The sequence below is a fragment of the Microbacterium esteraromaticum genome (assembly GCF_014084045.1).
GTDB classification, from domain to species: Bacteria; Actinomycetota; Actinomycetes; order Actinomycetales; family Microbacteriaceae; genus Microbacterium; species Microbacterium esteraromaticum_D.
Genome location: NZ_CP043732.1, coordinates 324,257 through 346,694, shown reverse-complemented (window position 1 = coordinate 346,694; position 22,438 = coordinate 324,257). Strand labels below are relative to the sequence as shown.

Annotated in this window: 23 protein-coding genes and 1 tRNA gene; 11 read left to right on the top strand and 13 right to left on the bottom strand. The window is 69.4% G+C overall.

The annotated features are described in order from the left end of the window. Positions 1-7: 7 nt before the first annotated feature. The gene (locus tag FVO59_RS01670) at positions 8-550 is read left to right on the top strand and encodes a CGNR zinc finger domain-containing protein (RefSeq protein WP_182254016.1); all 543 of its coding nucleotides are present in this window, start codon (positions 8-10) and stop codon (positions 548-550) included. 7 nt (positions 551-557) lie between these two features. Here FVO59_RS01670 and FVO59_RS01665 read toward each other — a convergent pair whose 3' ends face one another. After that, on the bottom strand, positions 558-1,385 hold the full coding sequence (locus FVO59_RS01665) for a serine hydrolase domain-containing protein (protein WP_182254014.1): 828 nt from the start codon (positions 1,383-1,385) through the stop codon (positions 558-560). A gap of 99 nt (positions 1,386-1,484) precedes the next feature. Here FVO59_RS01665 and FVO59_RS01660 point away from each other — a divergent pair, with 99 nt between their 5' ends. Further along, positions 1,485-1,967 (top strand): hypothetical protein, encoded by a 483-nt coding sequence (locus FVO59_RS01660; RefSeq protein WP_182254012.1) that lies wholly within the window; start codon positions 1,485-1,487, stop codon positions 1,965-1,967. Between the two features lie 9 nt (positions 1,968-1,976). Here the strand turns inward: FVO59_RS01660 and FVO59_RS01655 are convergent. Beyond that, a tRNA-Lys gene (locus FVO59_RS01655) sits at positions 1,977-2,052 on the bottom strand. Positions 2,053-2,256: 204 nt separating this feature from the next. Further along, the gene (locus FVO59_RS01650; RefSeq protein WP_182254010.1) at positions 2,257-2,919 is read right to left on the bottom strand and encodes a fasciclin domain-containing protein; all 663 of its coding nucleotides are present in this window, start codon (positions 2,917-2,919) and stop codon (positions 2,257-2,259) included. Positions 2,920-3,049: 130 nt separating this feature from the next. Between FVO59_RS01650 and FVO59_RS01645 the strand changes: the two genes are divergently transcribed. The 5 genes from FVO59_RS01645 to FVO59_RS01625 all read left to right on the top strand — a co-directional run bounded on the left by FVO59_RS01645 (position 3,050) and on the right by FVO59_RS01625 (position 8,257). After that, positions 3,050-4,756, top strand: a complete 1,707-nt coding sequence (locus FVO59_RS01645) for a cytochrome c biogenesis protein DipZ (protein WP_182254008.1) — start codon at positions 3,050-3,052, stop codon at positions 4,754-4,756. Positions 4,757-4,792: 36 nt separating this feature from the next. Further along, positions 4,793-5,392 (top strand): ECF RNA polymerase sigma factor SigK, encoded by a 600-nt coding sequence (locus tag FVO59_RS01640; protein WP_182254006.1) that lies wholly within the window; start codon positions 4,793-4,795, stop codon positions 5,390-5,392. Continuing rightward, positions 5,389-6,186 carry an anti-sigma factor gene (locus tag FVO59_RS01635; RefSeq protein ID WP_182254004.1) on the top strand — a complete coding sequence of 266 codons (798 nt, stop codon included), beginning with the start codon at positions 5,389-5,391 and terminating at the stop codon, positions 6,184-6,186. The genes FVO59_RS01640 and FVO59_RS01635 overlap by 4 nt, the downstream gene beginning before the upstream one ends. A gap of 29 nt (positions 6,187-6,215) precedes the next feature. Then, positions 6,216-6,845, top strand: coding sequence for a DNA-directed RNA polymerase subunit beta (locus FVO59_RS01630; protein ID WP_182254002.1), 630 nt, complete (start codon positions 6,216-6,218; stop codon positions 6,843-6,845). Between the two features lie 530 nt (positions 6,846-7,375). Beyond that, positions 7,376-8,257 carry an aminodeoxychorismate lyase gene (locus tag FVO59_RS01625; RefSeq protein ID WP_182254001.1) on the top strand — a complete coding sequence of 294 codons (882 nt, stop codon included), beginning with the start codon at positions 7,376-7,378 and terminating at the stop codon, positions 8,255-8,257. A gap of 35 nt (positions 8,258-8,292) precedes the next feature. Here FVO59_RS01625 and FVO59_RS01620 read toward each other — a convergent pair whose 3' ends face one another. The 8 genes from FVO59_RS01620 to FVO59_RS16335 all read right to left on the bottom strand — a co-directional run bounded on the left by FVO59_RS01620 (position 8,293) and on the right by FVO59_RS16335 (position 17,460). Next, positions 8,293-9,228 carry a type IV toxin-antitoxin system AbiEi family antitoxin domain-containing protein gene (locus tag FVO59_RS01620; RefSeq protein WP_182253999.1) on the bottom strand — a complete coding sequence of 312 codons (936 nt, stop codon included), beginning with the start codon at positions 9,226-9,228 and terminating at the stop codon, positions 8,293-8,295. Between the two features lie 214 nt (positions 9,229-9,442). After that, positions 9,443-10,222 carry a phosphate ABC transporter ATP-binding protein PstB gene (gene pstB / locus FVO59_RS01615; protein ID WP_182253997.1) on the bottom strand — a complete coding sequence of 260 codons (780 nt, stop codon included), beginning with the start codon at positions 10,220-10,222 and terminating at the stop codon, positions 9,443-9,445. 28 nt (positions 10,223-10,250) lie between these two features. After that, positions 10,251-11,333, bottom strand: coding sequence for a phosphate ABC transporter permease PstA (pstA, locus tag FVO59_RS01610; protein ID WP_182253995.1), 1,083 nt, complete (start codon positions 11,331-11,333; stop codon positions 10,251-10,253). A gap of 1 nt (position 11,334) precedes the next feature. Further along, entirely contained in the window at positions 11,335-12,291 is a 957-nt protein-coding gene (gene pstC / locus FVO59_RS01605) for a phosphate ABC transporter permease subunit PstC (RefSeq protein WP_182253993.1), read from the bottom strand. 98 nt (positions 12,292-12,389) lie between these two features. After that, the gene (locus tag FVO59_RS01600) at positions 12,390-13,490 is read right to left on the bottom strand and encodes a phosphate ABC transporter substrate-binding protein PstS (protein WP_182253991.1); all 1,101 of its coding nucleotides are present in this window, start codon (positions 13,488-13,490) and stop codon (positions 12,390-12,392) included. A 148-nt stretch (positions 13,491-13,638) separates the two neighbouring features. Then, a complete protein-coding gene (locus tag FVO59_RS01595) occupies positions 13,639-14,577 on the bottom strand; it encodes an NUDIX hydrolase (protein WP_182253989.1) in 939 nt (312 codons plus the stop codon). Further along, positions 14,574-16,742 carry an RNA degradosome polyphosphate kinase gene (locus FVO59_RS01590; protein WP_182253987.1) on the bottom strand — a complete coding sequence of 723 codons (2,169 nt, stop codon included), beginning with the start codon at positions 16,740-16,742 and terminating at the stop codon, positions 14,574-14,576. The genes FVO59_RS01595 and FVO59_RS01590 overlap by 4 nt, the downstream gene beginning before the upstream one ends. Before the next feature lie 40 nt (positions 16,743-16,782). After that, a complete protein-coding gene (locus tag FVO59_RS16335; RefSeq protein WP_259363360.1) occupies positions 16,783-17,460 on the bottom strand; it encodes a winged helix-turn-helix domain-containing protein in 678 nt (225 codons plus the stop codon). Positions 17,461-17,537: 77 nt separating this feature from the next. Here FVO59_RS16335 and FVO59_RS01580 point away from each other — a divergent pair, with 77 nt between their 5' ends. From FVO59_RS01580 to ygfZ, 3 genes are all read left to right on the top strand, one after another. Further along, complete coding sequence (locus FVO59_RS01580) at positions 17,538-17,831, top strand: hypothetical protein (RefSeq protein WP_182253985.1); 294 nt, start codon at positions 17,538-17,540, stop codon at positions 17,829-17,831. Between the two features lie 159 nt (positions 17,832-17,990). Then, the gene (locus FVO59_RS01575; RefSeq protein WP_182253983.1) at positions 17,991-18,593 is read left to right on the top strand and encodes a heme-binding beta-barrel domain-containing protein; all 603 of its coding nucleotides are present in this window, start codon (positions 17,991-17,993) and stop codon (positions 18,591-18,593) included. A 1-nt stretch (position 18,594) separates the two neighbouring features. Further along, positions 18,595-19,689 (top strand): CAF17-like 4Fe-4S cluster assembly/insertion protein YgfZ, encoded by a 1,095-nt coding sequence (gene ygfZ / locus FVO59_RS01570; protein ID WP_182253981.1) that lies wholly within the window; start codon positions 18,595-18,597, stop codon positions 19,687-19,689. Between the two features lie 17 nt (positions 19,690-19,706). Here the strand turns inward: ygfZ and FVO59_RS01565 are convergent, their stop codons facing one another. Then, on the bottom strand, positions 19,707-20,528 hold the full coding sequence (locus FVO59_RS01565; protein ID WP_182253979.1) for a class I SAM-dependent methyltransferase: 822 nt from the start codon (positions 20,526-20,528) through the stop codon (positions 19,707-19,709). A gap of 172 nt (positions 20,529-20,700) precedes the next feature. Between FVO59_RS01565 and FVO59_RS01560 the strand changes: the two genes are divergently transcribed. Continuing rightward, complete coding sequence (locus FVO59_RS01560) at positions 20,701-21,444, top strand: phosphoglyceromutase (RefSeq protein ID WP_182253977.1); 744 nt, start codon at positions 20,701-20,703, stop codon at positions 21,442-21,444. A 107-nt stretch (positions 21,445-21,551) separates the two neighbouring features. Here the strand turns inward: FVO59_RS01560 and phoU are convergent, their stop codons facing one another. Further along, the gene (phoU, locus tag FVO59_RS01555) at positions 21,552-22,262 is read right to left on the bottom strand and encodes a phosphate signaling complex protein PhoU (RefSeq protein WP_182253975.1); all 711 of its coding nucleotides are present in this window, start codon (positions 22,260-22,262) and stop codon (positions 21,552-21,554) included. Positions 22,263-22,438: the final 176 nt, after the last annotated feature.

Genomic DNA, 22,438 nt, shown 5'->3' with positions numbered 1-22,438 from the left:
TGCTCTTATGCATCTCAACCCTTACGGCGAGTACGCGGTGCTGATGGCGGCCTCGCTCGCCGACGACTGGCCCGCCGACCGCGACGGGATCGAGCAGCGCACGAGGGATTTCGGCATGACCATGGCCTTCGACGAGCGCCCCGACGACCACGCGCGCATGCGCGCTGTGATCGATGCCTGGCTCGAGGTCGTCGACGCCGAGACGCACGCCCATCGTGCGGCGATCCTGAACGCGCAGATGGCCGCTGCGGCGGCCTATCCGCAGCTGACCGACCACGACGGCGAGGGGTGGCACCTGCACTACCGCGACGCGGTGCAGACCCTCCCCGCCGTGCTCGAGGCGGTGATCAGCGTCGGCACCGCGCTGCATCTCGCGGGGCGCGGGATGCACCGGCTGAGGCGCTGCGAGGCTTCGCCGTGCCGGCGGGTGGTCGTCGACGTGACTCGCAACGGACGACAGCGGTACTGCTCGGTGCGCTGCGCGAATCGGGATGCCGTGCGCCGGCATCGCGCGCGTGCGGGCGCCTCCTCGTCATCAGGCGCGCTGTGAGTCCCGCTCAGCCGCGGAGCGCGGCGAGCACGGCATCCGACAGCGGCGGCCACGCTTCGACGGCCCACTGACCGAAGTCGCGATCGGCGAGGGCCACGCAGGCGGCCTGCGCCTGCGGGTCGACCCACAGGAAGGTACCGCTCTGCCCGAAATGACCGAAGGTAACGGGGGAGTTCGAGGTCGACGTCCAGTGCGGCGACTTGCCGTCTCGCAGCTCGAATCCCAGCCCCCAGTCGTTCGGCCGCTGCACACCGTAGCCGGGCAGCACCCCGGCGAGGCCGGGGAACGCCACAGCGGTCGCGAGCGACAGGGTCTGCGGAGCGAGAAGCGTCGGCCGCTGCAGTTCGGCGGCGAATCGGGCGAGATCGGCCGCCGTCGACTCGGCCCCGGCCCCGGCCGATCCCGTCAGTCGCGACGAGGTCATGCCGAGGGGCGCGAAGACGGCCTCGTGGATATAGGTGGCGAAGGGGATCTCGGCCCTCGCCTCGAGCGTCTGGGCGAGGACGTCGAAACCGCGGTTGGAGTAGATGCGGCGGGTTCCTGGCTTGGCACGCACCGTGTCTTCTGAGAAGTCGAGCCCGGAGGTGTGGGCGAGCAGGTGCCGCACCGTCGACCCATCGGGCCCTGCCGGATCGTCGAGATCGAAGACGCCCTCCTCGACGGCGACCAGGGTCGCGTACGCCGTGAGGGGCTTCGTGACGGACGCGAGGCGATAGACGCGATCGAGATCGCCCCGTGACCCCGCCACCGAGCCGTCAGCGGCGATGACCACGGCGGACGCGTTGTCGACCGGCCACCCGTCGAGCTGGCTCAGGGCGTCATCGATCGCGGTCATCGGTCCTCCAGGAAGTCGTGCGACGGGGGTCTGCGTGCCTCTGGAATCCTCCCACACGGCATCCGTTGCGCCCTGCTCGTCTCATGCGACAATCTGCAGATGAACGCGCGCAAGCCGGGGTCTGCCGCGACGCTCGCCGGCCTCGCCCTCATCCTCTTCCCGCTTCTCGGACTGGCTGCGAAGTTCGTGTATCCGGGGTGGATGCTCGTGATCGCGATCTGGTACGGCTGGATGCTGCTGCCCGGGTACATCGTGCAGATCGTGGTCGCTGCGACTGGCCTGCTGCGCAAGGACGGAGTGCTGCGACGTGCGAGGGGCGCATGGCGCACGATCACCGCGGCCTGGGTGACCTCGATCGGAATCCTCGGGGTCGGCTTCTTCCTCATCGACGGCGGCGACGACGGGCGCTCGGAGTCGGCGATGACCGTGCTGTTCGGCATGACCGACTCACCGGACGCGAAAGACCTGTCGATGACGTTCGCGTTGGTCTTCGGCGTGCTCTGGCTCGTCGGCTGGGCCTACCTCGTGATCGAGTGGATCATCCAGCTGGTGATCGCCCGTCGGGCACGGAAGACTGGTTGACCGAGACGGTGGTGGGCCCCGTGGGGCTCGAACCCACGACCCGCGGATTAAAAGTCCGATGCTCTGCCAACTGAGCTAGAGGCCCGTGCGTCAAGTCTAGATGCCGTCGGATCCTGTTCCGGACCGCGCGGTGTCCCCGGCACGAAGAAGCGCCCGTCGACTCTCTTCGACGGGCGCTTCCGTTCGGAGTCCGGTCCCCACCGTCCTCCCGCGCGTGCCCCAGGCGCGGTTGCCCGCGTCCCCCTGCGCGACAGCTCGGGTCACTCAGCCCGAGCCGCTCCATCCCGGGTCACTGAGCCGGCGGCATCAGCACCGAGTCGATGAGGTAGACCGTCGCGTTCGCGGTCTGCACGCCACCGCAGATGACGTTCGCGTCGTTCACCATCCACTCGTCGCCCGATCCGGTGACCTCGACCTCGGCGCCCTGCACGGTCTTGTGCATGCCCTCGATGTCGGAAGGCTCAATCTGGCCGGGTACGACGTGGTAGGTCAGGATCGACGTCAGGGTGTCGGCGTCGGTCTTCAGCCCCTCGATCGTCGCCGCGTCGATCTTGGCGAACGCGTCGTCGACGGGCGCGAACACGGTGAACTCGTCGCCGTTGAGCGTGTCGACGAGGTTCACGTCGGGGTTCAGTTGACCGCTGACCGCGGCGACCAGGGTCTTCAGCAGCGGGTTGTTCGAGGCCGCCACGGCGACCGGATCCTGCGACATGCCCTGGATCGAGCCTTCGCCGTCGGGCACCTGCTCGGCGTACGCCTCGCAGCCGGGACCGACGAGATTCGCGGCCGGGTCCATCGTCTCCGGCGCCTCCGACATCTCCGACGTCTCAGCCGGCTTCGGCTCCGACGACTCCATGTCGGACTGGCCTCCCATCGAACAGCCGGACAGGACGAGCACGCCGGCGAACCCGAGCGAGAGAGCGGCGGTGATCTTCTTCTTGGTGCTGAGCATTTCAACCTCCGGGGTTCCGAGCCGCGGACCTCCCGCGGCGTCGACGGTTGTTCGGAACCCTTCGAGGATCGGATGGGAACCAATCCGATCCGATTCCCAGACCCGAAGAACCCGTGACGGAAGGCGGGTCATGGACCTCATCATCATCGGGCTGCTCGGCGGCCTCATCACCGGCATCTCGCCGTGCATCCTGCCGGTGCTGCCGGTCATCTTCCTCACCGGCGGCGCGCAGTCCGCTCGGTTCGACGGGGAGGCCCTTCCGGCAGCACGCGGCCGGCCGTATCTGGTGATCCTCGGGCTCATGCTGAGCTTCAGCCTGGTGACACTGGTCGGCTCCCTCGTGCTCGGGCTGCTGAACCTGCCGCAGGACGTGATCCGCTGGGCCGGCATCGCCGTGCTCATCCTGCTCGGCATCGCTCTGATCGTTCCCCGGCTCGAGCAGCTGCTCGAGAAGCCGTTCCAATGGCTGCCCCGCAAAGAGGTGCAGAACCGGGGCTCGGGGTTCGGCGTCGGGCTCGCGCTCGGCGCGGTCTTCGTCCCGTGCGCCGGTCCCGTGCTCGCCGCGATCATCGTCGCAGGCAGCACCGGCCGGATCGGGCTCGACACCGTGCTGCTCACCGTGTCGTTCGCCGTCGGAGTCGCTGCGCCCCTGCTCGCGTTCGCGCTCGCCGGACGCGGCCTCGTCCAGCGGATCCGGGCCTTCCGCGCCCGTGAGCGGGGGCTTCGCATCGCCGCAGGCGTCGCGATGATCGCCCTGGCCGTCGGTCTGGTCTTCAACGTTCCTCAGCAGCTGCAGCGACTGCTGCCCGACTACACCGCGGGCCTGCAGCAGGACCTTGCCGAGAAGCAGGGCGACGCCCTCGACCTCGGCGGACTCGTCACCGACGAGAACCGCGAGCTCTCGAACTGCACGAACGCCGCCACCGTACTCGAGGAGTGCGGACAGGCCCCGGCGATCCGCGGCATCGAGCAGTGGCTGAACACTCCCGACGGCGAGGGCATCGACATCGACGACCTGCGCGGACGGGTCGTGCTGATCGACTTCTGGGCCTACTCGTGCATCAACTGCCAGCGTTCCATCCCGCACGTTGTCGCCTGGGACGAGGCGTACCGCGACTCGGGATTGCAGGTCATCGGCATCCACTCGCCCGAATACGCCTTCGAGAAGGACGCCGACAACGTCCGCGCCGGCGCACGCGATTTCGGGATCGAGTACCCGGTCGCGCTCGACAACAGCCTCTCGACCTGGACCGCCTACCGCAACCGCTACTGGCCGGCGCACTACCTGATCGACGCCGACGGCGTCGTGCGGCACATCTCGTTCGGAGAGGGCAACTACGCCGCGACCGAGAAGATGATCCGCGACCTGCTGGTCGACGCCGATCCGGATGCGGCGCTGCCGGCACCCACCGAGGTCGCCGACTCCACGCCCGAGGTCGGCTCGACGACCCGCGAGACGTTCCTGGGCTCCGCCAAGGATGTGAACTATGGCGGCGACGGGCCGTACCGAGCGGGACGCAGCGACTACGGGCTTCCTGACCAACAGCCCGACGACAGCTTCGCCCTCGACGGCGACTGGCAGGTCGAGACCCAGTACGCGACGCCCGCGGGCGAGGATGCCGGTGGCATCCGCCTCTCGTATCGGGCCGCTGAGGTGCGGATGGTGCTGGCAGGCGCCGGCCGGGTGACGGTGCAGGACGCCGAAGGGACGAGGCGCACGATCGAGGTGGACGGGACACCCCGCTCGTACGAGGTCGTCGAGGGCGCGCCGTCGAAGGGCACGCTGACGCTCGCCGTGAGCCCGGGCGTGAAGGTGTACTCGTTCACCTTCGGGTGACGGGGTGGCGTGCATCCGGGAGAGGAGTGATGGGGCATGCTTGTCGAGATGGTGATCGATGGCGTCGAGGTGCTCGAGGACGGGTCGTCAGGCGATCTCGCCGCCGACCTCCTCCTCCGCGTCGCCGACGGCGACCAGCGCGCCTTCGCCGAGCTGTACGACCTGCTCTCGTCGCGCGTCTTCGCACTGATCCTCAAAGTGGTCGTGAACCGCTCGCAGAGCGAGGAGGTGCTGCAGGAGGTCTTCCTCGAGATCTGGCAATCCGCTTCGCGGTTCGCTCCGAACAGAGGGCAGGGACGCTCCTGGGTCTTCACGATCGCACACCGGCGGGCCGTCGACCGGGTGCGCTCGTCGCAGTCGAGCACCGACCGCGACTTGCGGGCGGGCGCTCGCGACCTCGGCGGCGAACGGGATGTCGTGCAGGAGGCCGTCGAGTCGAGGATGGAAGGGGAGCGGGTCGTCACGGCGCTCGCCGCACTTCCCGAGGCACAGCAGGAAGCGCTCATCCTGGCCTACTACGGCGGTTACAGCCAGAGCGAGATCTCAGCACTCACAGGGGTGCCGCTGGGGACGATCAAGACAAGAATGCGGGACGGACTGACGCGATTGCGCGGGGAGATGGGGGTGTCGGCATGAACGAGCGGGAATTCGCGGAGCTTGCGGCCGCACACGCTCTCGGCGCGCTGTCGGATGCCGATGAGCGGCGCTTCACGGCCGCCCTCATGGAGCACCCCGAATGGCAGGCGATCGCCGACGACGACCACGACACCGTCGCGCTGCTCGCCGACGGCCTGACTCCTGTCGCCCCGCCGCCTGCGCTTCGAGCCGATCTCCTGCAGCAGATCGGGGCGTTGCCCCAGAGCACCTCGCCGCCCCCGGAGCAGGGAGAGGCCGCCGCGGATACCGCAACCGAAGACGACACCCGGCCGGCTGCCGCAGCCCAGACCGCCGACGAGCCCCAGCCCGTGCGCTCGCCGTGGCGGCGGAGGGTGTTCGCGCTCGCCGCAGGCCTCGCGCTGATCGTCGGCGCCGGGATCGCGACGACGACCATCGTGTCGCAGCTGCAGCGCCCGGCATCCGTGGTCGCGCTCGACGAGATCCGCTCGGCACCCGACGCCGAGCAGGCGAAGGTGCAGCTGGACTCGGGCGCCACCGCGACCGCGCACTGGTCGGGTGAGGTGGGCAAGGCCGTGCTCGTGGCATCCGGACTCGACGATCTCGACGCCGACAGGAGCTACGAGCTGTGGTTCGTGCGCGGAGATGAGCCGATCGCGGCCGGAGTCTTCAGGGCGGACGACGGGAAGGCGACCGCGCTGCTCGAGGTGCCCATGCAGGCGGGTGATGTCATCGCCGTCACGATCGAGCAGGCCGGCGGCTCGCCCACCGGTTCGCCGACGAGCGATCCGATCATCGTCATCCCCACGGCCTGAACCCCGCTGCGCGGGCGTACCCTTGACGGATGCCCGAGCAGTTCCATCGCCCCGTCCGCAGGCCGCCCACCGCGTTCGACAACATCGTCGGCGAGGCTGATCCCGCGGAGCAGTCGCGGGTCGCCCACGCCACGGCATCCGCCCTGCTCGAGCGCGCGCGCAGCGACGAATCGGGGGTCGTCACGGAGCGGCTTCTCGCATTCGCCTCCGAGCATGGGATCGACGAGATCGCCGAGCTCTGGTCGCACGCGCCTGCCCGCTCGCTGCCAGGAGCTCTGTGGAGGCTGTACCTGCTGCAGATCGCGATCCGCTCCGATGCTCCGCTCACCGCCCTGCTCTACGAACGCGGGCGCGTCGAGCTGCACACCGCCGACGCCGCGATCGCCGGAGCTCCGGCCCCGGCCGATCCGGGCGAGCTGGTCGACCTCGTCGACGCGATCCTGCGCGGAGTCTTCAGGGGCGATTTCTCTGTGGCGCTCGAGCGCGCCGCGGCGTACTGCCGGGTGCAGGCATCCGGAGCCACGCACACCGCAGACGACTACGAGCAGACCGAGCCGGAGCGGGCCAGCGACCTCACCCGCCGAGCGCTGCGGCTGTCGACCTACGCCGAGGATCTGGCTGCGTCCGCGGCCTCGTGGCGCCGAGGCATGCTCACCTGACGTACTGGTTTGGCACGGGGACGCGAGCGCCCTGTGTGTGGGCCGTGTCGGAGTTCTCGGACCGTTCGGCCACGGGTCGGCGTGGTGTCGGCGGACGCGCCGTGTGTGGTGCGGATGGTCTGGTGTTTCCGACGCGGGGAGCCGGATGCCGGGCGCCGTCGGAGTTCTCGGACGGTTCGGTCGGCGTGCGGCGTGGCGTCGGCGGACGCGCCGTGTGTGGTGCGGACCGTCTGGCGTTTCCGACGCGGGGGCGCCGGATGCCGGGCCGTGTCGGAGTTCTCGGACGGTTCGGCCGCGGGTCGGTGTGGCGTGGGTGGGCGCGCCGTGTGTGGTGCGGGTGGTCTGGTGTTTCCGACGCGGGGAGCCGGATGCCGGGCGCCGAGAGGGCATGGAAAAGCCGGACCGCAAGAACGCCTCTCGGCGGAAGGCCGCTCGCAGCGGCGAATATTGGAGCCCGGGGTTATGCGGCCCGGCCGATCAAGTGTAACGCGTCATCCGTGACGGTATTCCCGCCGCCCTAAGCTGTGCACATGGCCCAGCGCTTCGCTCTCATGATCGCCCCCGCCGACGTCGCGGACGACCGCGCCGACTTCGGCGACACCTTCACCGCGATGGACGTCGCCGCCCCCGCGCTGAGCGTCGGCGAGCTCAGCACGCAGCGCGGCGACGGGGTGTTCGAGTCGATCGGCGCCATCGATGGGCACGCCAACGAGGTCGAGGCGCACGTGCAGCGGCTCGCGCATTCCGCCCGCCTCTGCGATCTGCCCGCCCCCAATCTCGAGCAGTGGCGCCAGGCCGTGACAGCGGTCGCCGCGCATGCCCCGGCGGGGGAGGCGGTCATCAAGCTCATCCTCAGCCGTGGCGTCGAGCACGGGCCGGCCCCCACGGCATGGGCGACCGTCGCCGCGGCTCCCGACTTCAGCGCCGTTCGACGCGACGGCGTCAAGGTCGTCACCCTCGATCGCGGCTACGACCTCGGCGCGGGGGAGCGGGCGCCCTGGCTGCTGCTCGGTGCGAAGACGCTGTCGTACGCGGTGAACATGGCCGCGCTGCGGGAGGCCCACCGCCGAGGCGCCGACGACGCGATCTTCGTCACGCGCGACGGGTACGTGCTCGAAGCGCCGACCGCCTCGCTGATCATCCGTGTCGGCGACGAGTTCCTCACGCCCGCGCCCGCTGGCGGCATCCTGCACGGCACCACCCAGCTCAGCGTGTTCGAGCACCTGGAGTCGCGTGGCCTCGCCACTCGTTACGAGACGCTGACCGCGACCGATCTGACCAGGGCCGATGCGGCCTGGCTCGTCTCGAGCATCCGTCTCGCAGCCCCGATCAGCGCCGTCGACGGCGCGCCCCTGGCATCCGACCCCGAGCTGACCGCCGAGCTGAACGCCTTCCTGCTCTCCCCGCGCTGACCCGCCCGTCGGAGATCTCGGACCATGCGCGCCGGCTACGGCGCGTCGCGCGCCGCCACGCCGCGGCCGGAGCGAGTGGTCTGTCGACTCCGACGCCGGATGCCCGGGTGTGGCGTCCGCAGGTGAGCACCGGCCTCGATCTTGGCGACGATGGCCGCCTCGACCCGGGGCCAGTCGTGCACGATCAGGGCGTAGTCGAACCGCAGCGTCTCGTACCCGAGGGCTGCGGCCGCCGCATCCCGCAGCAGGTCCTTGTGCCTCTGCTGCTCGCGTTCGTGGTTCTCTCGGCCGTCGCATTCGATCAGCAGGCGATCTCCGATCAGGATGTCGACTTCGCCGACGCCCCGGATGCTGATCTGCGTGCGCACCGAGATCCCGAGGCGGTGCAGCCGCAGCCGCACGAGCGATTCGAGCCCGCTGTCAGCATCCGATCGGGCGATGTCGAGCAGCCATCGCATGCGCACGGGCAGATGCCGCCACAGCCACGCGATGCCGGCAGGCGAGATCTTCGCGAGCCGGAGCGCTGACTCGTACGCGGCGAAGAAGGCCTCTTCGCTCCCGCACTGCGACATCTGCAGAAGCACGTTGTGCACAGGGGGCAGCTCGCCGATCAACGCGACGCCCTCGTCCCAATGCATGCGACACGTCGGAGGCTCCCCGGCCATCGTCAGCATCGTGCACGGCCCGTGCGGCGCGCCGGCATCGCCCATCCAGACATGATCGGCGGAGCCGTCGAGCACCCAGAGCCCGTGCATCCGCGCAGCGTCGGCGCACCCCGGGACCCCGCCGTGCGCGGTGGCGTGACGGAACGTCGTCGGAACGTCGGGCAGCGCGTAGACCCCCTGTCGCAGGCGGATCACCTCACCGGCACGCACCGCGCGGGTGAGCTCCCGCTCGCGCACGCCGAGGGCTCTCAGGTCGGCGCTGCGGGCCACGGGCCCTCGAGTGTTCAGCGCGCTGCGTGCAAGCATCCGTCGAGGATGCCCGACCCACCGTGCGCGCGATCGGCCCGAACCCGGCGGCTGTGCACAACCTGGCTGCCGAGCCGGCCTGTGCAGAGACACGGGCCGCGTCGGGCGCATCAGACCGGACATGCGAGAACCGGCGTGTCCCTGAGGGACACGCCGGTTCGAGAACGGATGGTCCGAGATCTCCGACGGACCAGATCGGGTCAGCGGGCGACGCTCACCCGAAGCGACCCGAGACGTAGTCCTCGGTGGCCTGCACCGAAGGGGTGGTGAAGATCGTGGCCGTGTCGTCGAACTCGATGAGCTTGCCCGGCTTGCCGGTTCCGGCGATGTTGAAGAACGCGGTCTTGTCGGACACGCGGCTCGCCTGCTGCATGTTGTGCGTCACGATGACGATCGTGTACTCGTTCTTGAGATCCTGGATGAGCTCCTCGATCGCGAACGTCGAGATCGGGTCGAGCGCCGAGCAGGGCTCGTCCATCAGCAGCACCTCGGGTGACACTGCGATCGCGCGCGCGATGCACAGACGCTGCTGCTGACCGCCCGAGAGACCAGAGCCCGGCTTGTCGAGGCGGTCCTTGACCTCGTTCCACAGGTTCGCGCCCATCAGCGACTTCTCTACGAGGGCGTCCTGATCGCTCTTGGCCATCTTGCCGTTGTTGAGCTTGACCCCGGCGAGCACGTTCTCCTTGATCGACATCGTCGGGAACGGGTTGGGGCGCTGGAAGACCATGCCGACCTGACGGCGCACCAGCACCGGGTCGACTCCGGCGCCGTAGAGGTCCTTGCCGTCGAGCAGCACCTCGCCCTCGACGCGTGCGCCGGGGATGACCTCGTGCATGCGGTTCAGGGTGCGCAGGAACGTGGACTTGCCGCAGCCCGACGGGCCGATGAACGCGGTCACGCTGCGCGGCTGGATCTCGAGGGAGACGCCCTCTACGGCGAGGAAGTCGCCGTAGTAGACGTTGAGGTCGTTGACTTCGATGCTCTTGGACATGTCGGGTTCCTTCGGGTTCGGGTGCGACTCAGCGGCCGGCGGTCTTCGGGGCGAACAGCTTCGCGATCAGACGCGCGAGCAGGTTCAGCAGCATGACGATCAGGATCAGGGTGAGCGCGCCGGCCCAGGCGCGGGCGACCGAGGCATCGGCCGCGGTCCCCTGGTTCATGTACGAGTTGTAGACGAACACCGGCAGGGTCATCATCTGGCTGTTCACGAGGTTCGTGTTGAGGCTGGCGGTGAAGCCGGCCGTGAGCAGCAGCGGTGCGGTCTCGCCGATGACGCGCGAGATGGCGAGCATCACAGAGGTCGTGATACCGGCGATCGAGGTCGGCAGCACGATCTTGATGATGGTCAGCCACTTCGGCACGCCGAGCGCGTACGACGCCTCACGCAGCTCGTTGGGCACGATGCGCAGCAGCTCCTCGCTGCCTCGCACGACCACGGGGACCATGAGCACGGCCAGTGCCAGCGCGCCCATCAGACCCATCGAGATGCCCGGCCGCACGAGCAGCGCGAAGACCGAGTAGATGAACAGACCGGCGACGATCGACGGGATGCCCGTCATGACGTCGACGAGGAAGGTGATGCCCTTCGCGATGCGGCCGCGGCCGTACTCGACGAGGTAGATCGACGTCATCAGACCCACCGGAACCGCGATCAGGGTCGCGGTGAGTGTGACGAGCACCGTGCCCCAGATGGCGTGCACGATGCCGCCGCCCTCGCCCACGACGTTGCGCATCGAGTAGCTGAAGAACTCGGCGTCGAAGCGGCCGATGCCGTTGAGCACGACCGTCCACAGAAGCGAGATCAGCGGCAGCAGCGCGACGACGAACGCGGCGGTGACGAGCGCAGTCATGAGGCGGTCGACTGCCTTGCGGCGGCTCTCGGCGATCGACGAGACGACCGTGATGAGCACCATGTAGATCAGCACGCCGACGATGACGGCCCCGGCGATGTTGAAGTCGGCCGGGTCGCTGCCGATGGCGCCGAGTGCGAAGACGGTGAACGAGATGGCGAGGGATGCCCCGAGCAGGGCCCACGGCGCCCACGGAGCCAGTCGGCCGGCGGTGAGCGAGGTGGAGGCGGGTGCGGCGGTGAGCGTGGTCATGTCAGTTCGCTCCAGAGAACTCGGCGCGGCGGGCCACGATCCAGCGGGCCAGCGCATTGACCGCGAAGGTCACGACGAACAGGACCAGACCCGTGGCGATGAGGGTGTTCACACCCGTGTCGTGCGCCTCGGGGAAGGCGAGCGCGATGTTCGCGGGGATCGGGGTCGGGTTGGTGGCGGTGAGTACCAGGAAGCTGTAGACGGCCGCGGGGGAGAGGACCATGGTCACGGCCATGGTCTCGCCGAGCGCACGGCCGAGGGCCAGCATGACCGCCGAGACCATTCCTCCGCGGGCGAAGGGCAGCACGGCCATGCGCACCATCTCCCAGCGCGTCGCACCGAGAGCGAGGGCCGCCTCCTCATGCAGCTTCGGGGTCTGCAGGAAGACCTCGCGGCAGATGGCGGTCATGATCGGGATCACCATGACCGCGAGCACCACGGCGGCGGTCATGATCGTCTTGCCGGTCGACGAGACCTGGCCGCCGAAGAAGGGCACCCAGTTGGCGTTCTCGTTGAGCCAGGCGTAGATCGGCTGCAGCATCGGGGCGAGCACCAGGCCGCCCCAGAGACCGAAGACCACCGACGGCACGGCGGCGAGCAGATCGATGATGTAGCCGAGCACGCCGGCGAGTCGGCGGGGCGCATAGTGCGAGATGAAGAGGGCGATGCCGATCGAGATCGGCGTGGCCATGAGCAGCGCGATGAACGATGCCCACACGGTTCCGAAGGCGAGCGGCCCGACGTACTCCCAGAAGGAGCGCCCCTCGAGGATGTGGTTGTCGCTGGTGTCCGGCGCGAACGCGGGGACACTCTGCATCACGAGGAAGGCGGCCACGGCCGCGAGCACGACGAGGATGATGATCCCCGCGCCGAGGGCGCTGCCTGAGAACACCCGGTCGCCGAGGCGCTGCTTGGCTCTGATCGGGGCAGGCGGCGCCTGCCTGGTCGTCGTGCTCATGGTCTCCGTTCGGGTCGAAGTGCGTCTGTGGGCTGACCCTCCGGTGCCCCCGCGCCGGATCGGACGCGGGGGCACCGGAGTCAGCTGATCGTGATGGGTCAGCCGACCTTGATCGTGTCGATGGCGGCGAGGACCTTCTCGCGCAGGCCGTCCGAGATCGGCGCGCTGCCTGCGTTGTCTGCGGCAGCCTGCTGGCCCTCCTCGCTCGCGATGTACTCGAGGTACGACTTCACGAGCTCGGCCTTGTTCTCGTCCTCGTACTGCTCGCACGCCACGAGGTAGCTGACCAGGGCGATCGGGTACGAACCGGCGGGAGCGGCTGCCGGGTCGACGTCGAAGACGAGGTCGGCCGCACCGCGGCCCTCCTCCAGCGGCGATGCCTCGACGAGCGCAGCGGCGGCCTCGGCCGAGTACGCGACGTACTCGCCCTCGACGCCGACCTTGACCTGGCCGAGGCCCTTGGTCTGCGACGCGTCGGCGTAGCCGATCGCTCCGTTGCCGGCCTTGATCGCCTGGACGACACCCGAGGTGCCCTGTGCGGCCTCGCCGCCCTGGATCGGCCACACGCCGTCGGCCTCGTTGGTCCACACGTCGGGCGCGGTCGCGTTGAGGTACGCGGTGAAGGTCTCGGTGGTGCCGGAGTCGTCCGAGCGGTGAACGGGCGAGATCGCCAGGTCGGGCAGCTCGACGCCCTCGTTCTGCGAGGCGATGGCCGCGTCGTTCCAGTTGGTGATGGTGCCGGCGAAGATGCCTGCGATCGTCTTGGCGTCGAGGTTCAGCTCGTCGACGCCCTCGAGGTTGAAGGCGACGGCGACGGGCGAGATGTACAGCGGCACCTCGACGATGCCCTCCGACGAGCAGGTCTTGAAGCCGTCGGCGAACTCGTCGAGCTTGAACGCGCGGTCCGAGCCGATGAAGTCGCTCGCGCCGGCGATGAAGTTCTCGCGGCCCGTGCCGGAGCCGGTGGGCTCGTAGTTGATGGTGACGCCCGTGTTGGCGGTCTGGAAGGCGGCGACCCATGCCTCCTGTGCGGCGCCCTGCGAGGAGGCGCCGGTCGCCTTCAGCGTGCCCTCGAGGTTCGAGGCCGCAGGGGCGTCGGAGTTCTCGGAGGCGGGGGCTTCGTTCGCGGCGCAGCCGGCAAGCGCGAGGGCGGCGACAGCGCCGACGGCGCTGATACGAGCGATGCGGGTGATCTTCACTGTGGATCCGTTCGATCGGGGAATGTGTACGGCCCGGTGCGGGGCACACAGTGACGCTAGGAGGGCCGGTTAACGAGACTCTCCCCGACAGGTGAACGGGAGGTGAACGAGGTGCGGACAGTCGGAGCGTGCTCCCGCCCGCAGCGGGTCAGATCTTGGGTTCGTGGGTCTCGATCGAGATGATCCCGGAGCCGGGATTCGTCGCCGAGAGGTGCACCACCGAGAACGCGGCGACGTTCAGCGCGCTGGCGCTGTCGACGTACGAGCCGTGGACGGTTCCGGTGGCGAGGGCGAGCTCCGACAGGATGCCGGGCAGCACAGGTCCGTGACTGCAGAGCACGGTGGCCTTGCGAGAGCGCACACGTCGGCCGATCACCGAGCGCACGTCGGCTTCATCCGCCTCCCACGCGTCCTGGCTGAGCTTCGGGGTCACGCGCGCCATCCGGCCGAGCTTGCGCTCCAGGGGAGCGACGGTCTGCAGGCACCGCACGGCGTCGCTGGTGACGATGCGTCGCACCCCGAACGCCCGCAGGGGCCCTGTGATCGCTTTGGCCTGCAGCAGTCCCTTGTCGGTGAGGGGTCGGGCGGCATCCGCCTCGTTCCAGTCCGATCGGGCGACGGCCTTCGCATGCCGCAGCGCGATCACCGGGAAGGTGCGCAGCACGCCGTCGTCGACCAGACGGATGAAGTTGTCGAGGATCTCGACGTCGACGGGATAGCTCAGATGCTTGCGCGCCTTCTTCAGGCTCACCCACTCGACGCCCGAGATCTCGCCGTTCGGCACGAACGACGAGGCGCGGATGGCGGCGTCCGTCGCCTCGGCCGCCCAGTAGTGCACGACCTTCTGGCGCTTGGGGCGCATCCAGTACCTGCTCACGCCGACCGGCACGCCCAGCGACACCTTGATGCCGGTCTCCTCCCGCACCTCGCGGACGGCGGTCTCGGCGAGCATCTCGCCGGGATCGACCTTGCCCTTCGGCAGCGTCACGTCGCGGTATTTCGTGCGATGGATCAGCAGCACCCTCAGCTTGTCGTCGACCAGACGCCAGACGACGGCGCCCGCCGCGTAGACCGCCGAGTCGCTCATCGGATCGTGCGCTTGCTGCGACGCCGACGACCCTGCACGCTCGCCATGGTGAGATCCTGCAGGTCGACCAGGGGTGCTCCGTCGACCTCGGCGACGCGCTTCCATTCACCGCCCTCGGCCAGATGCCACGAGTTGGTGTGCGGGTCCATCGCCAGATCGAACAGCGCGTGCAGCTCCTGCAGGTGCGCTGGATCGCTCAGCCGCACCAGCGCCTCGACGCGACGGTCGAGGTTGCGGTGCATCATGTCGGCGCTGCCGATGTAGACGATCGGCGCTCCGTCGTTGTCGAACATGAACAGCCGCGAATGCTCGAGGTAACGGCCGAGGATGCTGCGCACGGTGATGTTGTCGCTCACCCCTGGCAGGTCCACGCGCAGGCTGCAGATGCCTCGCACCCAGACGTCGACCTTCACGCCGGCCATGCTGGCACGGTAGAGACCGTCGATGATCTCCTCGTCGACCATCGAGTTGACCTTGATGCGGATGCGCGCCGGCTTGCCTGCCTCGGCGTTGCGCGTCTCGGCGTCGATGTGCCTGAGCAGCCCCTTGCGCAGGTGGCGAGGAGCCACGAGCAGGTGCTTGAACTTCTTCTCGATCGCGTAGCCGCTCAGCTCGTTGAACAGCCGAGTGAGGTCCTTGCCGACCTGCGGGTCTGCGGTGAACAGGCCGAAGTCCTCGTAGATGCGGCTGGTCTTCGGGTTGTAATTGCCCGTGCCGATGTGCGAGTAGTGGCGCAGCACGCCCTCCTCCTCGCGGATGATCAGCGCGAGCTTGCAGTGCGTCTTGAGACCCACCAGGCCGTACACGACATGGACGCCTGCCTTCTCGAGCTTGCGCGCCCAGACGATGTTGTTCGCCTCGTCGAAGCGCGCCTTGACCTCGACGAGCGCGAGCACCTGCTTGCCGGCCTCGGCCGCGTCGATGAGCGCCTGAACGATCGGGCTGTCGCCCGAGGTGCGGTACAGCGTCTGCTTGATGGCGAGGACGTGCGGGTCGCGGGCCGCCTGCTCGAGGAACGCCTGCACACTCGTCGCGAACGATTCGTACGGGTGGTGCACGAGCACATCGGCCTTGCGGATCGACTGGAAGATGTCGGCGCGCTCGTTGCTGTCGCCCGGCTGGAACGCCACCGCGGTGGTGGGCAGATGCGGCGGGTAGCGCAGGTCTGGTCTGTCGAGCCGGCCCAGGTCGAACAGGCCCCGCAGGTCTAGCGGCCCCGGCAGCCGGTACACCTCCTGGTCGGTGATGTCGAGCTCCCTGATGAGCAGCTCGAGCGTCACCTCGTCCATGTCGTCGGTGATCTCGAGGCGGATGGGCGGGCCGAAGCGGCGACGCAGCAGCTCGGCCTCGAGCGCCTGGATGAGGTTCTCGCTCTCGTCCTCCTCGATCTCGACGTCCTCGTTGCGGGTGAGTCGGAAGGCGTGATGGTCGAGCACCTCCATCCCGGGGAAGAGGTCGCCGAGATGGTTGGCGATGAGCTCCTCGAGGCGGATGAACCGGGTGATCGCGCTGGAGCCGGGCACCTCGACGAAGCGAGGCAGCATGGTCGGCACCTTGAGGCGTGCGAAGTCCTGACGGCCGGTCCTGGCGTTGCGGATGCGGATGGCGAGATTCAGCGACAGGCCGGAGATGTACGGGAACGGGTGCGCCGGATCGACGGCGAGCGGCATGAGCACGGGGAAGACCTGCGCCTGGAAGTACTCGCCGAGGGCGTCGCGCTCCGCTTCGGTGAGGTCGTCCCACTCGGTGATCTCGATGCCGGCGTCTGCGAGGGCCGGCTTCACGAGGTCGGTCCACGCCGCCGCGTGACGAAGCTGCAGGGTGTGCGCGTCACGCGAGATGTCGGCGAGCACGTCGCTGGGTGCCCGCCCCACGTTGGTCGGCACGGCGAGGCCGGTCAGGATGCGTCGCTTGAGGCCGGCGACCCTGACCATGAAGAACTCGTCGAGGTTGCTCGCGAAGATCGCGAGGAAGTTCGCCCGCTCCAGCTCGGGAAGCGACGAGTCCTCTGCGAGCTCGAGCACGCGCTGGTTGAACGCCAGCCAGCTCAGCTCACGGTCGTGGTAGCGGTGGTCGGGGAGCACCGCGTCCGGGGTCTCGTGCGCATCGAAGTCGTCGTCTTCGGCATCCCCGAGGCCGGCGTCGACAAGGGCGGGTTCCATCATGGGGTACATCTTTGCACCCGTCGGTGACGGATCTGTGAACTCAGTCCGACGATGTCGGGGGCTCGTCGTGCAGATTGAACCGGTAGCCGACGTTGCGCACGGTGCCGATGACCTGCTCGGCGTCTCCGAGCTTGGCGCGCAGCCGCCGCACATGCACGTCGACCGTTCGCGTGCCGCCGAAGTAGTCGTACCCCCACACGTCGCTGAGCAGCTGCTCGCGGGTGAACACCCGCGACGGGTGCGTGGCCAGGAAGTGCAGCAGCTGGAACTCCTTGTACGTGAGATCGAGCGGACGACCGTGCAGCCGCGCCGAGTAGGACTGCTCGTCGATGGTGATGCCGGATGCCTGCACATGCGCCGGAGCCGCAGCATCCGTCCGCGCCAGCGCCAGCCGCAGCCTGGCGTCGATCTCGGCGGGCCCCGCGGTGCACAGCAGCACGTCGTCGAAACCCCAGTCAGAGGCGATCGCGCTCATGCCGCCCTCGGTGACCACCAGCAGCACAGGCGCCTCGGTGCCCGCCGTGCGCAGCAGCCGGCAGGCGGCGCGCGCCGCGGCGAGATCGCCGCGGGCGTCGATCAGCACGGCGTCGCTCTCGGGCAGCTCGAGGAGGCGGGTGGCATCGAGCGGGTGGCGCCGGATGCTGTGGGGCAGCAGTTCGAGCGCGGGCAGTGCCGGATCCCCTTCGGGAGCGGAGGTGAGTGCCAGCACGAGGACCACGGGTCAATGCTACTGGCGCGCCCCCGCTCGATGACGGGATGACGGATGCCCGAAGGCGCGGCCGTTACGATGTCACCATGTCTGAACCGGCCCTCGCCCCGCGCAACGCCTTCCACGGCGTCGTCGCGGTCTGGATCGCCTCGCTGGTGGTCGCGGTCACGCTCGGCATCGTCCTGCCCGAGGAACTCAGGGTCGGCTGGCTGCTCATCGCCTTCGGAGGCATCGTGCTCGTGGCGTTCGCCATCCAGCTCGCATACGGCCGTGCGCAGGGGTTCATCGTTCGCATGGCAGGCAGCGTCGTCGGCGCCCTCGTGATCATGGGACTCGTCTCGGGGGCATTCGGCATCGCCGCCCTCGCCTCCGCCCTCTGACCCGCCCGCCTGCCGAGGGGTAGAGTGGACGGCATGGACCTCGTCGCGCTCGAATTCTTCTTCCTCGGCCTGCTGGGGCTTGCGAGCCTCGCGATCGCCTTCGTCTCCGGCGTCGTGCTCGTCAACCTCTTCCGCGGCCAGCGCTGATCCGACGCCGTCGTGATCGAGCTGCCCACCGATCTTCCCGCCGACCTCGCACCGCTGTCATGGCTGCTCGGTGTCTGGGAGGGCACCGGGGTCATCGAGTACACCGCGGGTGAACAGCGCCACCAGGGGGAATTCACGCACCGCGTGAGCTTCAGCCATGACGGCGGCCCGTTCCTGAACTACGCTGCCTCGGCATCCTTCCGCGGCGCCGACGGCACCGACGAGCCGGTCGACCTGCTCGCCGAGACGGGGTTCTGGCGACTCTCGCGTCCGCTCACCGATGCGGACCCCGGCCCCGCCCTGCTGCCCCCGACGGCCGAGGAGGCTCCGCGCACGGTCGACGACGTCGAGGCCCTGCGCACCGACGAGGGCTTCCCGCTCCAGGTCTCGGTCACGCACTCCGACGGCACCCTCGAGCTCTATCTGGGTCGCATCGCCGGCCCGCGCATCGACATCGCGACGGATGCCGTCGTGCGCCCGGCAGGAACCAGGCCGTACTCTGCTGCCACCCGCATGTACGGACTGGTCGACGGCCACCTGCTCTGGGCGTGGGACATCACGGCACTGGGCGAGAAGCTGAAGTCGCACGCGTCAGCGCGTCTGGCCAAGGTCTGACATGGCGACGTTCGATGCCATCGCGGGCGCAGTGCGCGAAGGCGAGCTGATCGCCCATTTCGGCAACCCCCTCGTCGAGCAGCGCCGCCTGGCATCCGGAGACGCGATCGCGCCGCTCACCGACCGCGTGCTCATCGAGGTCGCGGGCGACGACCGGCTCAGCTGGCTCGACTCGATCACCTCGCAGTCGGTCGCGCGGCTGCGCGCGGGAGACAGCACAGAGCTGCTCGTGCTCGACCCGCAGGGGCGGGTGGAGCATGCCGCCGGAGTCTTCGAGGACGGCTCGTCGGTCTGGCTGATCGCCGACGACGGCGATGCCGAGAAGCTGGCCGGCTGGCTGCAGCGCATGATCTTCCGTTCGCGCGTCACCGTGACGGTGCGCCCTGAGGCGGCGCTGGTCGGCTTCTTCGCCGGCGGCGCAGCGGAGGCGCGGATCGCGCCATCGTCCCCGCACGGCGTGCCGCTGATCTGGCGCGATCCCTGGGCCCACGTGCAGCCCGGCGGGCACCAGTACGCCGTCAGTGAAGAGCATCCGGCCGCGGACTACGGCTGGAGCGTCGCCGTCGCAGACGACGCCGGAGCGCTCACCGGTCCGTTCGCCGGCGCGCTCGCCGCCGAGGCGCTGCGCGTGGCCGCGTGGCGGCCGCGCTGGGCGCGCGAGGTCGACGACCGCAGCATCCCGCACGAGTCCGACTGGATCCGCAGCGCCGTGCACCTGAACAAGGGCTGCTACCGCGGGCAGGAGACGGTCGCGAAGGTGCACAATCTCGGGCATCCGCCTCGCCGTCTCGCGGCTCTGCTGCTCGACGGCAGCGACGTCGTGATGCCATCGCCTGGCGATGCCGTGCTGGCAGGCGATGCCGAGGTCGGTCGCATCACGTCGGTCGCGATGCACTACGAGGACGGCCCGATCGCCCTCGCCATGCTGTCGCGCCGGGCGCCCGTGGGCGAGCTGGTCGTGCGCGCGGGGGAGACCCTTATCGCAGCGGCCCAGCAGGTGATCGTCCCCGCCGATGCGGGCGCGACCGCTGAGATACCGCGGCTGACCCGTCTGTCTCGTCGGCCCGCAGGCGAAGACCCCCGCCACGCGCGCTGACCCTTCCGCGAGCCAGGTCAGGATGCCGGCGCGACGGCCGTCCAGGGGACGGTGACCTCGCCGAGGCGCCAGCGCTGCTTCGTGCCCTGCACGGGGATGCCCTGCGCCTTGAGCGCCGAGACCGCGGCGAGCCACCGCTGCACCGGACCGAAGGCCGACAGGGGAGCGGCGCGGTCCCACTCGCGGTCGAGCGCGGTGAGCAGGTCGTGGATGCGCTCACCGGAAACGTTGCGATGGATGAGCGCCTTGGGCAGGCGCTCGGCGACGATACCCGGATGCTCGAGCTCAGTCAGCCGGAGCGAGATCGTGAACGACACGGGGCGGCCGTCGGATTCCACGTCGACCCAGCTCGCGATGCGGCCGATCTCGTCGCACGTGCCCTCGAACAGCATCCCGCCCGGCGTGAGCCGGGAGGCGACCCGTCGCCAGGCATCGGCGACGTCGCCCTCGTCGTACTGCCGCAGGACGTTCATGGCCCGGATGACCGCCGGCCTCCGACCGCCGGGAACGGGCACCTCGAAGCCCCCTCGCGCGAACGACACGGGCAGGTCGGCGGCGAAGGGGGTGCGTCCTGCGCGCACGTCGTCGAGCTGGCGGCGCGCCGTCGCGACGCGCTCGGGATCGAGCTCGAGCCCGAGCACCTCGGCATCGGGCCTCACGCGGCGCAGCCGAGTCGCGAGCTCGAACGCCGTGACGCCGCTGGCCCCGTATCCCAGGTCGACGACCAGCGGGTCCGCAGCCCTTCGGAAGGCGTCCGACGCCGCGATCCACCTGTCATTCCGCCGCAGCCGATTGGTCCCCGTCGTCCCGCGCGTCGGATTCCCCACAGGTGCGTTCATCTCCCTATCCTCCATCAACAGGTGCGTGTCCCACTGCTCATGAGAGGGCGGAGTGACCTTCCCCGAGCGAGCATCGGGGAGGGACCCGCGAAGCGGGAGGGGCACCCGCTCTGCGAGCGAGGGGAAGGTCACGCAGCCCGCCCCGATGAGCAGGTTCGATAAACTCAGACCCATGACGCGCACCCTGATCCTGCTCCGCCATGGCCAGAGCGAATGGAACCAGCTCAACCTCTTCACCGGATGGGTGGACGTCCGCCTCACCGAGCAGGGCAGGGCCGAGGCCCGTCGCGGCGGCGAGCTGCTGGCGGAGTCGGGGCTGCTGCCCGATGTGCTGCACACCTCGCTGCTGAGCCGCGCGATCCAGACCGCGAACATCGCCCTTGATGCGGCCGACCGGCTGTGGATCCCGGTGACCCGCTCGTGGCGCCTCAACGAGCGCCACTACGGCGCTCTGCAGGGCAAGGACAAGGCGCAGACGCTCGAGGAGTTCGGGCCCGAGCAGTTCCAGCTGTGGCGCCGCTCGTTCGATGTGCCCCCGCCCCTGCTGGCCGACGACAGCGAGTTCAGCCAGGTGAACGACCCGCGCTACGCGGGTATCGACGGCGATGTCCCGCGCACCGAGTCGTTGAAGCTGGTCATCGACCGGCTCCTCCCGTACTGGAACGACGCGATCATCCCCGACCTCGAGGCGGGCAAGACGGTGCTCGTGACGGCGCACGGCAACTCGCTGCGGGGCCTGGTCAAGCACCTCGACGGCATCAGCGACGACGACATCGCAGAGCTGAACATCCCGACGGGCATCCCGCTGGTGTACGAGCTCGACGACGACAACGTGCCCACCGGCCCGAGCCGCTACCTCGACCCCGAGGCCGCTGCCGCCGGCGCCGCCGCCGTCGCCGCGCAGGGCAAGAAGTAGCGCCGACACCCCGCCTCACCACCGAGACCCCGTGCTGCAGACGTCTGCAGCACGGGGTCTCGGCGATATCAGGGGGTGTCGGCGACAAGAAGCGGCCGACGGTGCGATCAGGGTGCGGGCGTCTCCGGGGTGGCCGGGAACTGCGCCTCGGCAGCCAGGGCGATGTCGTCCTCGGCGACGGCCCAGTCTCCGGTGGCGAGGTAGACGACCTTCTTCGCGACGGCGACGGCGTGGTCGGCGAAGCGCTCGTGGTAGCGGCTGGCGAGCGTGGCGTCGACGGTGGCCGTCGCCTCGCCCTTCCAGTTGTCGCTGAGCACCTTCTCGAACACGCTGGCGTGCAGCTCGTCGACGTCGTCGTCCGCGTTGCGGATCTCATCGGCGAAGCGCAGGTCCTGCGTGCGCAGCAGCTCGGCGAGGGTGCCGGCGATCTCCACGTCGAGCTCGCCCATGCGGCGGAAGGTGCCCTTCAGGCCCTTCGGCACGGCGCGCTCGGGGAAGCGGAGGCGCGCGAGCTGTGCGATGTGCTCGGCCATGTCGCCCATCCGCTCGAGCGACGCGCTCACGCGCAGGGCGGTGATCACGATGCGCAGGTCGCGGGCGACGGGCTGCTGGCGGGCGAGGATCTCGATGGCCTGCTCATCGAGCGCGACGGCGAGCTCGTCGATCTTGGCGTCGTCGGCGATGACCTCCTCGGCCAGGGCGACGTCGCTCTCGGCGAACGCCGTGGTCGCCTTCTGGATCGCGACCGTGACCAGGTCTGCGATCTCGGCGAGGCGCGACTGCAGCTCTTCGAGGGACTGGTGGAAGACTTCGCGCATGTCGGCGCAACCTTTCGTCGGGGGTTCGGCACGCATGCCGAGGAGCACGCGCTCACGCGGCCGGATCGATTGTCCGGGGCGAAGGTTAACAAACGGTGCCGGGAACGTGAATACTAGCCTCTCTGCCGCATGACGGCGCGGTGTACGTCTGGTGACCGATGCGCAGACCTTTACTC